Origin of the sequence: Bradyrhizobium sp. C9 (assembly GCF_002532045.1) — a bacterium.
In the GTDB taxonomy this organism is placed as follows: domain Bacteria; phylum Pseudomonadota; class Alphaproteobacteria; order Rhizobiales; family Xanthobacteraceae; genus Bradyrhizobium.
Genome location: NZ_NWTG01000036.1, coordinates 48,630 through 61,838 on the forward strand (window position 1 = coordinate 48,630; position 13,209 = coordinate 61,838).

The 13,209-nt window shown below is 65.5% G+C and carries 15 protein-coding genes; 5 read left to right on the forward strand and 10 right to left on the reverse strand.

Annotation, left to right across the window (positions count from 1 at the left end):
- Window positions 1–34: 34 nt before the first annotated feature.
- The 4 genes from CO675_RS37055 to fliI all read right to left on the reverse strand — a co-directional run bounded on the left by CO675_RS37055 (window position 35) and on the right by fliI (window position 3,634).
- The gene (locus CO675_RS37055; protein ID WP_097676822.1) at window positions 35–1,015 is read right to left on the reverse strand and encodes an anti-sigma factor; all 981 of its coding nucleotides are present in this window, start codon (window positions 1,013–1,015) and stop codon (window positions 35–37) included.
- 3 nt (window positions 1,016–1,018) lie between these two features.
- Window positions 1,019–1,564: a sigma-70 family RNA polymerase sigma factor gene (locus tag CO675_RS37060; protein WP_097676823.1), complete on the reverse strand. Its 546-nt coding sequence runs from the start codon at window positions 1,562–1,564 to the stop codon at window positions 1,019–1,021.
- A 216-nt stretch (window positions 1,565–1,780) separates the two neighbouring features.
- A complete protein-coding gene (fliJ, locus tag CO675_RS37065) occupies window positions 1,781–2,200 on the reverse strand; it encodes a flagellar export protein FliJ (protein WP_097676824.1) in 420 nt (139 codons plus the stop codon).
- A 108-nt stretch (window positions 2,201–2,308) separates the two neighbouring features.
- Complete coding sequence (gene fliI, locus CO675_RS37070; protein ID WP_097676825.1) at window positions 2,309–3,634, reverse strand: flagellar protein export ATPase FliI; 1,326 nt, start codon at window positions 3,632–3,634, stop codon at window positions 2,309–2,311.
- A gap of 367 nt (window positions 3,635–4,001) precedes the next feature.
- On the opposite strand from fliI, the gene ctrA reads away from it, so the two are divergent.
- Window positions 4,002–4,703, forward strand: coding sequence for a response regulator transcription factor CtrA (gene ctrA / locus CO675_RS37075; RefSeq protein WP_016848562.1), 702 nt, complete (start codon window positions 4,002–4,004; stop codon window positions 4,701–4,703).
- 66 nt (window positions 4,704–4,769) lie between these two features.
- Here ctrA and CO675_RS37080 read toward each other — a convergent pair whose 3' ends face one another.
- From CO675_RS37080 to CO675_RS37085, 3 genes are read right to left on the reverse strand one after another with little or no spacing between them, the layout of a single operon-like run.
- Window positions 4,770–6,356, reverse strand: coding sequence for a S53 family peptidase (locus CO675_RS37080; RefSeq protein ID WP_158231367.1), 1,587 nt, complete (start codon window positions 6,354–6,356; stop codon window positions 4,770–4,772).
- Between the two features lie 10 nt (window positions 6,357–6,366).
- Entirely contained in the window at window positions 6,367–7,554 is a 1,188-nt protein-coding gene (locus CO675_RS40785; protein ID WP_158231368.1) for a hypothetical protein, read from the reverse strand.
- Between the two features lie 49 nt (window positions 7,555–7,603).
- A complete protein-coding gene (locus CO675_RS37085; protein ID WP_143279209.1) occupies window positions 7,604–7,861 on the reverse strand; it encodes a hypothetical protein in 258 nt (85 codons plus the stop codon).
- 216 nt (window positions 7,862–8,077) lie between these two features.
- On the opposite strand from CO675_RS37085, the gene CO675_RS37090 reads away from it, so the two are divergent.
- The 4 genes from CO675_RS37090 to CO675_RS37105 all read left to right on the forward strand — a co-directional run bounded on the left by CO675_RS37090 (window position 8,078) and on the right by CO675_RS37105 (window position 10,430).
- Entirely contained in the window at window positions 8,078–8,482 is a 405-nt protein-coding gene (locus CO675_RS37090) for a DUF350 domain-containing protein (RefSeq protein ID WP_050401130.1), read from the forward strand.
- A 16-nt stretch (window positions 8,483–8,498) separates the two neighbouring features.
- Window positions 8,499–8,918 carry a hypothetical protein gene (locus CO675_RS37095; RefSeq protein ID WP_097676828.1) on the forward strand — a complete coding sequence of 140 codons (420 nt, stop codon included), beginning with the start codon at window positions 8,499–8,501 and terminating at the stop codon, window positions 8,916–8,918.
- 96 nt (window positions 8,919–9,014) lie between these two features.
- Entirely contained in the window at window positions 9,015–9,230 is a 216-nt protein-coding gene (locus CO675_RS37100) for a hypothetical protein (RefSeq protein ID WP_097676829.1), read from the forward strand.
- 42 nt (window positions 9,231–9,272) lie between these two features.
- Window positions 9,273–10,430: a glutathionylspermidine synthase family protein gene (locus CO675_RS37105; protein WP_097676830.1), complete on the forward strand. Its 1,158-nt coding sequence runs from the start codon at window positions 9,273–9,275 to the stop codon at window positions 10,428–10,430.
- A 168-nt stretch (window positions 10,431–10,598) separates the two neighbouring features.
- On the opposite strand, the gene CO675_RS37110 is transcribed toward CO675_RS37105, so the two are convergent.
- From CO675_RS37110 to CO675_RS37120, 3 genes are all read right to left on the reverse strand, one after another.
- Window positions 10,599–11,468 (reverse strand): CheR family methyltransferase, encoded by an 870-nt coding sequence (locus CO675_RS37110; protein ID WP_097676831.1) that lies wholly within the window; start codon window positions 11,466–11,468, stop codon window positions 10,599–10,601.
- Window positions 11,465–12,634, reverse strand: a complete 1,170-nt coding sequence (locus CO675_RS37115; RefSeq protein WP_097676832.1) for a protein-glutamate methylesterase/protein-glutamine glutaminase — start codon at window positions 12,632–12,634, stop codon at window positions 11,465–11,467. The genes CO675_RS37110 and CO675_RS37115 overlap by 4 nt, the downstream gene beginning before the upstream one ends.
- A 75-nt stretch (window positions 12,635–12,709) precedes the next feature.
- The gene (locus tag CO675_RS37120) at window positions 12,710–13,075 is read right to left on the reverse strand and encodes a response regulator (RefSeq protein WP_029083688.1); all 366 of its coding nucleotides are present in this window, start codon (window positions 13,073–13,075) and stop codon (window positions 12,710–12,712) included.
- Window positions 13,076–13,209 lie beyond the last annotated feature (134 nt).

The window sequence follows — 13,209 nt, forward strand, 5'->3', positions numbered from 1 at the left end:
GACGGGTCCACCTCTGATGACGAGGCGCGTTGGCCTATCGCGGCGTCGAGCCCGACGCAGGCGGCACGGTCTCGATCAGCTTGCCGGTGAAGATCGGCGCCGAGGTCGGCTGGCCGTTCGGCGAACCACCGGCCTGCTCGACGGTCACCGCGTAGGTGGCGCCGTTGATCACATCAGGATCGTAGCCCGACAGCACCGGGCGCGCGGTGAAATCATCGGCGCCGATCACGCCGAGCGAACGCGGCTGCGGCAGTCTGTCGGAGATCAGCCAGAGCTCAAAGCTCTTGCCGGGCTCGGACGGCGCGCCGACCTTGCGCACGGTGAAATTCTTGGTCGCGCCGTCGATGGTCATGATGAAGGCCGGCCCGCCATTCTGTCCCTGCAACAGCGCGACATATTGCGCCGAAGGCGCGAGCGCCGGCGCCGGCGTCTTCACTTCGACGGTCTGGATGCGCGGCTTCGGACGGATCGCATTCGGCAACGCGTCGGGCCGGTAGATCTGCAGGCCGAGCGTGACCAACAGCGCGGCCGCGATCGCGGTCGCGGCTGAGGCGATACCGCGCCAACGCTTCACGCGGCTCGCAAGCGCGATCATGTTGGTGCTGTCGTTGACGCCAAAACGTGGCTGGATTGGTGGCCGTCGAATCTCGGCCGGCTGTGGGATTTCTGATGGCTGAGCAGGCTCCGGATCGAACGCCGAACCGAATTCAGGATCGTCGGTTATCGCTGGCGGCGGGGTCACAGTCGCGGCCGGCGTCTCGGGCAGCACCAGCGGCGCCTGCGGCGCGCCGGCATGGCCGATCGCCGCCTTGATATTTTCCCAGACCACCGGACGCGGTTCGACCAGGCCGACCATCTGGTTCAGCGGCCCAAGCCTGAACTCCCAGGCCTGCACGAGGGCTGCGAACTCGGTGTCCACGGCCATCATGGTCTCGACCTGCGTGCGCTCGTCGGCATCGAGCGTACCGAGCGCATATTCCGCGGCGAGCGCGATATGGTCTTCGCTATAGGCCATCAATCAGAGTCCAAGACACTCCCGGATATCCATCAGGCTGCGGCGCAGCCAGGTCTTCACCGTGTTGACCGGTGTCTCGAACTTTGCGGCGAGCTGCTCGCGGCTCCAGCCGTTGTAATAGGCGAGCAGCACGAGCTTCTGACGATCGGGCTCCAGACGACCGACGCACTCCAGCAACCGCTTCAACTCTTCCGTCATTTCCCGCCGCGCCAGCGGATCGGGCGAGTCGGCGGCAACTTCCATCGCCGCAGGCTCGTCTTCCAGCGAGGACTCGCCTCGCTTGCGTACGACATCGATGGCGCGGTTGCGCGCGATCGACGCCATCCACGTGATCGGGGACGACAGGGCCGGGTTGAACTGGCCGGCGCTGTTCCAGATCTTGACGTAGGCCTCCTGAATGACCTCCTCGGCGAGGTCCTGACGCCGCAAGATACGGAGCACGACGCCAAAGAGTTTCGAGCGGGTCGCGGCGTACAGCCGCTCAAAGGCGGCCTGATCCCCCTTCGCGACGGCGGCGATCAGCCAGACGAGCTCAGCCGGCGTCAGCATTCAGCGCCCTCCAAGCCTGCATCCCCAATCGCCCCATTGCCGCCGCGCCGCCGATCATCATCTGGTCCGGACAGGTGGTAGCATATTTTGGGACAGCGCGATCCGCCAAGGGGCTAACAAGTGGCCGACCGCTGACCGCCTTGTGGACAGCGCTCAACAAAAAGCCCGGGCGATCGGCCCGGGCTCTTAAAGATCGTCAGCGGAGGGAGCGAGGGATCAGGCGATGACGCCGAGGCGGGCCCGCATCAGGCCGATCGAATCCATGTCGGCTTGCTCGCGGGCGGTCTCCTCCGCGCGCTCGCGCGCCTGGTCGCGCTCGTCGAGCAGCTCCACCTTCTTCAGTTCCTCGAAGGCTTCCGACAGCAGCGCCTTGGCGTCGTCGAGCTGGGCGCGCAGCTCGTCGGCCGAACGGGTCAGGTTTTCGCGGCGCTGGATCGCGGCCTTGGCGTAGGTCGGATAGGCGAAGTGCGAGGGATCATTGATCCCGGCGCGCTCCTGCTCGGTCTGGATCTCGCGCTCGAGCTCGACGGACATGCGCTGGAAGTCCGCGATCATGCCCTCGATCTGGGTAACCCGACGGCGCTTTTCATCGACCTGAAACTTCTTCAGGCGGATCAGCGTTTCACGTGACTTCATCGACTCATACTCCCCAGAAGTCCCAATTCTGAACGCGGGACAGAACCGGCTCCCCCCTGGGCCCCGCCGGCATAGCTATGGTGTGCCGGGGATGATGGCCTGACAAAGTTAGCGTTCCGTTTCCAAACCCGACAGGATTTGAGCGAGTTGCCGGTAGCCGTCGCCGAGGCTGGTCGCCTCGTCCTTGGCCTGGCGCAGGAAGCTTTCCAAGGGCTCGTGCAGCCGGATCGCCTCGTCCACCTCGGGGCTGGAACCCGGCCGGTAGGCACCGAGCCGGATCAGCTCCTCCATGTCGGCATAGGTCGCCATCACCTGCCGCGCCTTGTTGATGTAGGGCAGGAAGTCGGGGTTGGCCGACTTCGGCATGGTGCGCGAGACGGATTTGAGGATGTTGACCGCGGGATAGCGGCCGCGCTCGGCGATCGCCCGCTGCATCACGATATGGCCGTCGAGGATGCCGCGCACCGCGTCCGCGATCGGCTCGTTGTGATCGTCGCCGTCGACCAGCACGGTGAAGATCGCGGTGATGGTGCCGACGCCGGTGCCCGGCCCTGCCCGCTCGAGCAGCTTCGGCAATTCGGTGAACACGGTCGGCGTGTAGCCCTTGGCAGTCGGCGGCTCGCCGGCCGAGAGACCGATCTCGCGCTGCGCCATCGCAAAGCGCGTCACCGAGTCCATCAGGCACAGCACGTCCTGGTCCTCGTCGCGGAAATACTCGGCGATCGCGAGCGTCAGATACGCCGCCTGGCGCCGCATCAGCGCCGGCTCGTCCGAAGTGGCGACCACTACGACCGAGCGCGCCAGCCCCTCCTCCCCGAGATCCTCCTGGAGGAATTCCTGCACCTCGCGGCCGCGTTCGCCGATCAGCCCGATCACCGAGATCGCGGCATCGACATTGCGCGCCAGCATCGAGAGCAGCACCGACTTGCCGACGCCGGAGCCCGCGAAGATGCCGAGCCGCTGGCCGCGGCAGCAGGTCAGGAAGGTATTGAGACCTCGGACACCGAGGTCGAGCGGCGGACCGACGCGCCTGCGCGAATGTGCCGGCGGCGGCGAGTTGCGGTAGGACATCGGCGAGGCGCCCTGGACCAGCGGCCCCTTGCCGTCGATCGGCTCGCCCATCGCATTGACGACGCGGCCGAGCCAGGCCGGCGACGGCCGCACCTGGCTCGCCGCGTTGGCGATCACGGCGCGGCAGCCGCGCCTGACGCCCTCGAGCCCGCCGAACGGCATCACCACCGCGTTCTCGCCGGAGAAGCCGATCACCTCAGCCGGGATGAAGCGGCCGGCGCCGACGTCGATCACGATGCGGGCGCCGACCGACATTGCGTGAATGGGGCCGGCGATCTCGACCATGAGCCCGCGGACGCCGACCACACGGCCATAAATATTGACGCCGTCGATGTCCCCGATCTGCTCCGCGAGCGCCTTCATTGCGAAAACCTTAAGTTTCCGCAATTTTGCTCCGGCCGCTTAACTTCGTGTTTACCCGCATCATTAATCATTGCGTCACTGTCTTTGGTGACTGAGGTCGCTCGCCCATCAGAAGAAGGGCGAGTCGCGAGAGTCGGTTAGGCCCGGCTCTTAATGTGGAAACTGAACGAGCGCGGTTAGGAAAAGCTTCTTCTACGCAATATCTTAGGGCGATTCGACAAAAATTGCACGGTTAGAGCTTGCGTCGAGGAATCAGTTTTTGTTAACCATATCTCGTCAGGATCCGAATCAGTTGTTCAAAGGCGTTTTGTGAGTGCCGCAAGTGCGGCCGACCTGACGCCCGGAGCGGCGACTATAGGGGACTGGCATGCGCGTTTTGCTGATTGAAGATGATAGCGCCGTCGCGCAGTCGATCGAATTGATGCTCAAATCCGAGAGTTTCAACGTCTACACGACGGATCTCGGTGAAGAAGGCGTCGATCTCGGCAAGCTTTACGACTACGACATCATCCTGCTCGACCTCAACCTGCCCGACATGTCCGGCTACGACGTGCTCAAGCAGCTCCGGGTTTCGAAGATCAAGACCCCCATTCTGATCCTCTCCGGCCTCGCCGGCATCGAGGACAAGGTCAAGGGTCTCGGCGTCGGCGCCGACGACTACATGACCAAACCCTTCCACAAGGACGAGCTGGTCGCCCGCATCCACGCGATCGTGCGCCGCTCCAAGGGTCACGCCCAGTCGGTCATCCAGACCGGCGATCTCGTGGTCAATCTGGACACCAAGACGGTCGAGGTCGGCGGTCAGCGCGTGCACCTCACCGGCAAGGAATACCAGATGCTGGAGCTGCTCTCGCTCCGCAAGGGCACCACGCTCACCAAGGAAATGTTCCTCAACCATCTCTACGGCGGCATGGATGAGCCGGAGCTGAAGATCATCGACGTCTTCATCTGCAAGCTCCGCAAGAAGCTCGCCAACGCCTCCGAGGGCCGCAATTTCATCGAGACTGTGTGGGGCCGCGGCTACGTGCTGCGCGAGCCGCACGAGGCCGACGAGCGCATTCCCGCCTGACGCGTCGCTTTCTGCAGCAAACCTCCTCAACCCCGCCGCAAACGGCGGGGTTTTTGTTTTGGGAGGTTACGCCACCGGGATCGCGGTCAGGGCGGCCAGCAGATCCGCGCCCTTCGGAACGCCGAGCCCGGTGCAGGCGCTCCAGCCGGGGCCGGCATCGTAGCCCTTGCCGCCGACGCGGTTGTTGCCCTGCACGACCGCACGGAATGCGCCGGGGTTGGCGTAAAGCGCGGCGTTGAGCAGGCCGATCTGCTCGCCGCGCGCGGCGATCGCAATTGCGACCAAAGCGGCCCATAGCGGTGTCGCGGCGCTGGTCCCGCTCATCGCCATCGCCTGTCCGTTGACGATGATGCGGTAGCCCGGGCTCGCCGACGCCGCGCAGGCGACATCAGGGACGCCGCGCCTGGTAGCGCCGTCGTTCTGCGATTTCGGCAGCGTCACATGCGACTGAAAATCGGGGACCGGAAACGCGTCACTGATGCCGCCGCCGGTGCCGACCGCGCCGGCATTCCACACCGCCTCCGCTGCAGCCGATCCATTGCCCTCAGCAAGCACGGGCTGGGTGCCGCCGCAGCTCGTCGCATAGGGGCTCGAGGCGGGAAACCAGACATGGACCTTGCCGTCGGTCAGGCCGCTCGTCGCGAGCTGATCACCCGAGGCGAACAGCACGCTGACGCGCAGCCGCGCGGCATCGGCCAGCACCGCCTGCATCGCATCGCGCCCCGGCTCGGTCCAGTATTTCTCCGCGCTGCCCCAGCTGACGGAGACCACCTGCGGCGCATGCTCTTCATCGAACACCGCCTGATGGATCGCGTCCGTCAGACCGGCGGCGGAGTTCTCGGCAAAGTAGACCACGATCTTGCCCTTCGGCAGCAGGCCGGCGAGCACCTGGAGGTCGAGCGCGATCTCCTGATCGGCGACATCGTTGCTGCCGAAGCTGCCATCATTGCCGGTCGGCGGCACGTTGACGACAACCGGCGGCGGCCGGTTCATGCCGGCCACGGCCATGGCGAGATCGCTCGCGAGATAGCCGCCACCGAGCGCGACGATGCCGACACAGGTCGACGACACGTCGCGATCCAGCGGAATGCCGTAGAGCGCCGCGATGTCGGTCGGCCACAGTCCGTTGCCGCTGCCCGCGTCGGCCTCGGCCTGCACCAGCGGCGTCCTGGTCCGCAGCGGCCGCTGATCGAAGCCGAGGATGGCGCGGGTCCATGGCGCGATCTCGGTCGGCACCGTCAAGCCGCCGACGCGGGCACGAAACGCGCGCGCGCCGTCGCGGTAGATGCGAAGCGTCGCGCCGAAGATCTCTGCCATCTGCCGCGCGGTGCCTTCCAGCTCGACCGTTCGCGCGAGCGGATCGCTGCGGCCGACGGTCAAGCCCCGCTCCGCGGCCAGGTGCACCACGCGCGCGATGGCGCGGGCATGGCTGCGATGGCGCTGCGTTGCGAGCTGATGCCGCGTGATCGGCCCTGCGAACCGGGCCAGATCCCCGGCGCTGCCCGGCGCAAACTTGTCGGGGGTGCGCCGCTTCACATAGACCACGATGGGAATCCGCTCGTCGGGATCGACATCGCCGACCAGCGTCGCACCATCAGGCGCGGCGCGGTTGCTGCCGGCGAGCGGAACCCTGCGCTCGGAGGTGGCCGCCATCGCTGCGATCTCACTTGCCGCTACATGGCGTCGGCTGCACCGGAGTTTGCGTATCGTCGTAGGCGCAGAACGGGATCGACCACACGAAATCGGCCGAGGTCGCGATGCGGGTGAGACCGGGCTTGCCTTCGAAGATCGGCGGCTGGCCCGAGAACTTCCAATACCATTCCGGCAGCAGCGGCCCGAGCGGAGCGACCGGGCCATTCGGACCGAACGACAGGAATCCCGCCTGCGACGCCGGCGTGCCGTCCGCCTTGAAGGCCGCGCGGCCGTGGCAGGTGATGCAGGACGATGTCGCGACGAAGCCGTTCTCGGTGACGGAATTGCCGACCCTGATGTCGAGCCCGACATTGTCGACGAAATCGGCCTGGGATCCCTTCAGGCAATAGTTGTTGTAGACCGGATCGATGTCCGCGCTCGACAGCATCGCGGTCAGTGCGGCCGTCTTCACACAATCCGGATAGCCCTGGCCGGCGGTCCGGTTCGACGGCACGAACGCGGTCTGCGCGCCGAAATTATCGCGGCAGCCGATGATGTCGCAGCGGCTCGGATTGAAGCGGTGCTCGAACGTCGCCCAGGTCCAGTTCGGCACCTGCTTGCTGATGACATGCATCGAAACCAGGGCGTATTGCACGCCGGCCGCGCTGTTGACGTGATAGAGCTGCGGCACCTGCGCCACCGTCACCTTGTTGTTGGTGAATTGCGGAATGTCGCTGACCGGCATCCAATTGCCCTTCACCTCGATCGAATCGACCGGGAACGACAGCTGCTTGCCGAAGGCGGCCTTCAGCCCTGAGCGCTTGTAGAGATTGTTCTGCACGATGAAGTCGAACGTCGCCTTGTTGTGGCGCGCTTCCTCCATCTCGCCCTGCGCGGCTCCGGGCGGCAGCGCCGGCAGCAAACCGCCGCTCTCCTGCACGCCTTCTCGCGCCACCTGCGGCAGGATCGGCGCACGCAGCGACGGCGGCGTTGCGGCGGCCGGGAACTGCGGATTGGGCTGGAACAGATCGGTATCGCTCGCCCAGGTCTCGAACGTCGAATTGCTGCCGCCCGCGCGGGTGTTGGCCTGGATGAAGATCTGCCAGGCGACCTGATCCGGCGCGCTCATCGCGGGATTCGGCGGCGATTGCGCCGCGGCCGGAAGCGCGGGAAGCACCAGCAGACCACAGACGAGCAGCGTGTCGATCGACCTTCTCATCTTGCTCTCCACATTGGATTCAAGGTTGGGGTTCAAGGTTGCAATCCGTTCAAGGTTGGAATCCGTCCCCCATCCAGCTCGCATAGGTATCGAGCGCGTCCTGCGACCATCGGTGACCGGGCGGCATGAAGCCGGACGACAGCGCAGCGAAGACACGGCGTGCGTTGGCGTGATCGGCAAAGTCATCATTGCCGGCCGGGTCGCAGATCCAGCCGGCGTCACCGAGCCGAACGCCCTTTGGGGTCATGCAGGCGATGTCGCCCGGTCGAAACATCGGCAGGATGTCGTTGCCAAAACTGGTCGTCATCGGGATCACCGAACCCATTCGCGACTTCACTTCTGGTTGCATATCGTATATGCGACTATCGCGGGGGCCGCTGTGAAGCGGCTCACACCGCCACGCAGCAATTTTCCGCCGGCAGTCCGCGGCCACCGCAGCCCACAGCTCAGATCGAACCGAAGCTTCGCGAACCGCGACCAATCAGCTATAGGATGACCATCTAGGGCTGTTCGGGCGCATCACATGATCCTGCAATCCCTCGCCGGCCTGCCGGCGTTCCTGGTCTATTTCTGCACGGCGCTGATCGCCGTGGTCGCCTACCTCTTCGTCTACACGCGCGTCACGCCGCATGACGAATTCCAGCTGATCCGCGACAACGATCCGGCGGCGGCGATCGCGCTGGGCTTAAGCCTGCTCGGCTTCGTGCTGCCTGTTGTCAGCGCGATCGCCCATTCCGCCAATGTGATCGACTGCATGATCTGGAGCATCATCGCGCTGATCGTGCAGATCATCGTCTTCTACATCGTCAAAATTCCGGTGCCGAACCTGTCGGCGCGGATCGCCTCCGGCGAGATGGCGGCGGCGATCTGGCTCGGACTGTCCTCGCTGGCCGCAGGCGCCCTGAACGCGGCCTGCATGATCTACTGAGCCATTGAGCCGAACCATGGCGCGCAAACCCAACCCGGAATTCGGCAAGCGGCGGCCAAGCGTGCCGGCAGTGGCGACGCGGCCGGAGCCGCCTTCCAAGCGCTCCAACCATGTCGCGCTGCTGATGATGGGCACACTCGCGGTCGGCGGCGGCGCCTACGCGCTGATGCCGCGGCAGAATTGCCAGCCCGTCCCGCCGCCGCCTCCGGGCGTGACCGCGCCGGCCCCCGTGCAACCCGGCGCCGATTGCGCGCCGCACAGCTCGTCATCCGGGTCGGGCGGCGGCGGTGGCGGCAGCTCGTCGCGCAGCAGCTTCTACAGCGGCAGCTCCTCGTCCGGCGGCTCTTCATCCTCGTCGGGTGCATCGTCAAGCTCGTCGGTCAGCCGGGGCGGCTTCGGCTCGTTCGCGCATGCGTTCGGCTTCGGCGGCAGCTGACACGCACTTTGCCGTGTCGTCATGCGCTTTCGCTTGCCCGGCGATCGGAGCTGATGGACACTCGGCGCGGCGCCGCAGAAGGCAAGGATCGCGTCCATGAAACGCTCGCGACGGGTCTGGCTGAAACTGATGGGAAGCGTCGCGATCAGCGCAGCCTCGATCGGCCTGTCGCCAAGCCAGGCCAGCAGTCATCACCATGCGGGGCACAAAGCCAGGCGGAAGCCCGAGCAGATATCACCCTCCGGCGGCTTCGGCGACGCGCCGCGCAGCATCGCCCGCTACGACAACGGTCTCGCGCATGGCGGCGGCTGACACCGAACTGACACGCATCGTCTGAAGATCACGGACCCCTTCATGCAACGCATCGCATGTTCCGAGCGCGACGATTGGCAGGCGACCGCCGAAGGCGTCGGCTTCACCTTCCACACCATCGACGGCGAACGTTACTGGGACGAGCGCGCCTATTACGCCTTCACGCTCGACGAGATCGAGCGCGATATCGAGGTGCCGACCGGCGAGATCGACGCGATGTGCCTCGAGCTCGCCGGACGCGCGGTCAAGGATGAACAATATCTGCGCCGGCTGAGGATACCGGAAGCGTTCTGGGACCTGATTGCAGCAAGCTGGCGCCGCAAGGAGCCGAGCCTATACGGCCGGCTCGACCTCAAATTCAGCGGCAGCGGCCCGGCCAAGCTGCTCGAATACAATGCCGACACGCCGACCTCGATCTTCGAGGCCGCGGTGTTTCAGTGGACCTGGCTCGAGCAGGCGATCGAACGCAACATCATCCCGAAGCGCGCCGACCAGTTCAACTCGATCCACGAGGCGCTGATCGAGGCCTGGAAGACGATCGGCGCGACCCGGGCGCTGCACCTCACCGGGCTGACCGGCAATGCCGAGGATGCCGGCACGCTCGCCTATCTCGAGGACACCGCCGCGCAGGCCGGGCTGAAGACCACGCTGCTCGACATCGAACAGATCGGGCTACGCAATGACGGCCAGTTCGTCGACCTCGACGAAAACCCGATCGCGCTCGCGTTCAAGCTCTATCCATGGGAATGGATGTTTCACGACGCGTTCGGCAAGAACCTCAGCTCGGCGCCGACGCAATGGATCGAGCCGCCGTGGAAGGCGATCTTGTCCAACAAGGGCATCCTGCCGCTGTTGTGGGAGATGTTCCCGAACCACCCCAATCTGCTGCCGGCGTATTTCGAGGACGACCCGCAGGCCGCGCAGCTCGGCACCTCGTTCGTGCGCAAACCGATCTATTCGCGCGAGGGCGCCAATGTCGAACTGGTCAGCGCCGGCATCACGCTGGTCGCGGAGGAAGGCCCCTACGGCGCCGAGGGCTTCATCCGGCAGGCCCTCGCGCCGCTGCCGAATTTCTCCGGGCAATACCCCGTGCTCGGCAGCTGGCTGGTTGACGGCACGCCCTGCGGCCTCTCGATCCGCGAGGACGAGAACCCGATCACCGGCAACACCTCGCGCTTCCTGCCGCACGCGATTTTATGAGGGCATAGAAGCGCGCTGTACTTCCCCGTCATCCTGAGGTGCGAGCGGAGCGAGCCTCGAAGGATGCACGGCCCGGCTGGTGGCCGTCGACCCTTCGAGACGCCGCTTCGCGGCTCCTCAGGGTGACGGGCCAGGCAGCTTCGCGCCTGCAAATTCGGAAGATCCAGCTTAGCGCGCCGCGGAGGCGACCGCCTTCAGCACATGCGTGGCGCCGGCGCGCGCGACCGGCGCGGTGCTGGGCTGATAGAGCCCGCGGCGGTCCGGATAGGGCCTGAACAGATTGGTGATGCCGACCACGGATTCCGCCGCGCCAAGCGCCAGCACACCGTCAGGCTCGAGCATCCGGGAGATCTTGCCGAAGATCGAGGCCTTGGTCTGCTGATCGAAATAGATCAGCACGTTGCGGCAGAAGATCACGTCGAAGGTGCCGAGATGCGAAATGTCCTGCAGCAGATTGAGCTGGCGGTGCTGCACCATGCCGCGGATATCGGCGTTGAGCTGCCAGAGCTCGCCCTTCTGCACGAAGTGCTTGACCAGCAACTGGATCGGCAGGCCGCGCTGCACCTCGAACTGGCTGAACAGGCCGGCCTTGGACTTCTCCAGCACCGCCTGCGACAGGTCGGTGGCGATGATCTCGATGCGCCAGCCGGTGAACAGCGCCGTCATTTCCTTCAGCAGCATCGCGATCGAATACGGCTCCTGCCCGGTCGACGAGGCCGCGCACCAGACGCGCAGACTGCGGCGCGCGGCGCGGGCCTGCGCCAGCGCCGGCAGCACCGCGTCCTTCAGATGATCGAACGGGATCTTGTCGCGAAAGAAGAAGGTCTCGTTGGTGGTCATCGCCTCGACCACCTCCGACGTCAGCATCTTGGCGCCGCCCTTCATCCTCTGGACGAGCTCGGGAATGCCGGCGAGGTTCGACCGGCGCGCCAGGGGCAGCAGGCGGCTCTCGACGAGATATTGCTTGTCGGCCGACAGATCGAGGCCGGAACGTTCCTTCAGCAGCTTACGCAGATACTCGTAGTCCAGCGGCGTCACGAACGGTCTCCCGCAAACACGCGAACAAGCTTCGGTGCGATCTGATTGAGCGGCAGCACGGCCGCACAGATGCCGGCATGGACCGCGGCACCAGGCATGCCCCACACCACGCTGCTCGCTTCGTCCTGGGCGATCACGCTGCCGCCGGCAGCGACGATGTCCTTGCCGCCGCGCATGCCGTCGGAGCCCATGCCGGTCAGGATCACCGACATGATGCTGCCTTGCCAGACGTCGATCGCGGAGGTGAACATCGGATCCACCGCGGGCTTGCAGAAATTGACCGGCGGCCCGTCGTCGAGCGCGATCGTCGCATCGATGCCGTGACGGGCGATCCGCATGTGGCGTCCGCCCGGCGCCAGATAGATCTGACCCGGCCTGATACTCTCGCCGTCGATCCCCTCATGCGCCGGCCGCTTGCTGGTGCGCGCCAGATGCTCGGCGAGAATGGTGGTGAAGGTCGGCGGCATGTGCTGGGTGATCAGCACCGGCACGCGATCGATCACAGGGCCGATCTCTGCGACCAGCGACATAAGCGCCTGCGGGCCGCCGGTGGAGGAGCCGATCAGCAGCACCTTCGGCTGCAGCAGGCCGAACGATCGGCGTGCGATCTGGGTCGGCGCCGCAGGCGCTGCGGCGGGCGCCAGCCCCGTGCGCGGCTTGTCGTGCCCAGGCGCGAGCGGCGGGCTCGCCGTCGTATGCACCGGGCTGCGCCGCGCCTTGGCGCCGAGATGACGGATCTTCTGGATCAGATCGTGGCGGAAGGTTTCCGCCGCGGTCGCCTCGCGCGTGCTCTCCGGCTTCGGAATGTAGTCGGACGCGCCGAGCGACAGCGCCTTCAGGCTGATCTCCGCGTTGCGGCGGGTCAGCGTCGAGGCCATGATGATGACGAGGTCGCGCTTCTTCGCCAAGAGCTGCGGCAGCGCCGAGATGCCGTCGAGGTCGGGCATCTCGATATCGAGCACCGCAACGTCGGGGTTGAAGCGCTCGAGCTGGTTGACGGCATCGAGGCCGGTGCGCAGCGAGGCCACGACCTCCATGTCGGGCTCGGCGCCGATCCAGCGCGAGATCATCCCTCGGATGACCACGGAATCGTCGACGACCATCACCCGCACCTTGTCGGAACGGGTCGATGTCGGGACCGCAGCACTTGTCAACGCAACACTCATGACTTCACCAGCAACGCAACACGACGCACAACAACCGTTGAGCCGAAGGCTTCTGCCGCCGGATCGAACGTAGGGTTAGATCAAACCGACTTCCTGGAACTTCGCGGTGACGATGTCCCGGTCGAACGGCTTCATGATGTATTCGTTGGCACCGGCATGCAGCGCGCGTGCGATATGCGCGACGTCATTCTCGGTGGTGCAGAACACGACCTTGGGCTGATCGCCGCCGGGCATGCGGCGGAGATTGCCGAGGAACTCGTAGCCGTCCATCACGGGCATATTCCAGTCGAGCAGCACGGCCTCGGGCATCGCGCGCTTGCAGGCCTCGAGCGCCTTGGCGCCGTCCTCGGCCTCGATGATCTGGAAATCAAGCCCTTCCAGGATACGGCGGGCAACCTTGCGAATGACGCTTGAGTCATCGACAACAAGACACGTTCTCATCTGCGACCTCTACTTCCTCATCCCCGGTGGGATGTTCAGTTCTTCGATTCTGTCGGCCCGTCTCAGGCCGCTTTGGCATCAGGCACCAGTTCGAGCACGCGATCGATATCGAGGACGACCATGAGCTGTCCGTC

Coding starts and splice junctions, on each gene's coding strand:
- CO675_RS37055 (WP_097676822.1), bottom strand. CDS start 1,015: ATGGCCTATAGCGAAGACCATATCGCGCTCGCCGCGGAATATGCGCTC.
- CO675_RS37060 (WP_097676823.1), bottom strand. CDS start 1,564: ATGCTGACGCCGGCTGAGCTCGTCTGGCTGATCGCCGCCGTCGCGAAG.
- fliJ (WP_097676824.1), bottom strand. CDS start 2,200: ATGAAGTCACGTGAAACGCTGATCCGCCTGAAGAAGTTTCAGGTCGAT.
- fliI (WP_097676825.1), bottom strand. CDS start 3,634: ATGAAGGCGCTCGCGGAGCAGATCGGGGACATCGACGGCGTCAATATT.
- ctrA (WP_016848562.1), top strand. CDS start 4,002: ATGCGCGTTTTGCTGATTGAAGATGATAGCGCCGTCGCGCAGTCGATC.
- CO675_RS37080 (WP_158231367.1), bottom strand. CDS start 6,356: ATGGCGGCCACCTCCGAGCGCAGGGTTCCGCTCGCCGGCAGCAACCGC.
- CO675_RS40785 (WP_158231368.1), bottom strand. CDS start 7,554: ATGAGAAGGTCGATCGACACGCTGCTCGTCTGTGGTCTGCTGGTGCTT.
- CO675_RS37085 (WP_143279209.1), bottom strand. CDS start 7,861: ATGACGACCAGTTTTGGCAACGACATCCTGCCGATGTTTCGACCGGGC.
- CO675_RS37090 (WP_050401130.1), top strand. CDS start 8,078: ATGATCCTGCAATCCCTCGCCGGCCTGCCGGCGTTCCTGGTCTATTTC.
- CO675_RS37095 (WP_097676828.1), top strand. CDS start 8,499: ATGGCGCGCAAACCCAACCCGGAATTCGGCAAGCGGCGGCCAAGCGTG.
- CO675_RS37100 (WP_097676829.1), top strand. CDS start 9,015: ATGAAACGCTCGCGACGGGTCTGGCTGAAACTGATGGGAAGCGTCGCG.
- CO675_RS37105 (WP_097676830.1), top strand. CDS start 9,273: ATGCAACGCATCGCATGTTCCGAGCGCGACGATTGGCAGGCGACCGCC.
- CO675_RS37115 (WP_097676832.1), bottom strand. CDS start 12,634: ATGAGTGTTGCGTTGACAAGTGCTGCGGTCCCGACATCGACCCGTTCC.
- CO675_RS37120 (WP_029083688.1), bottom strand. CDS start 13,075: ATGAGAACGTGTCTTGTTGTCGATGACTCAAGCGTCATTCGCAAGGTT.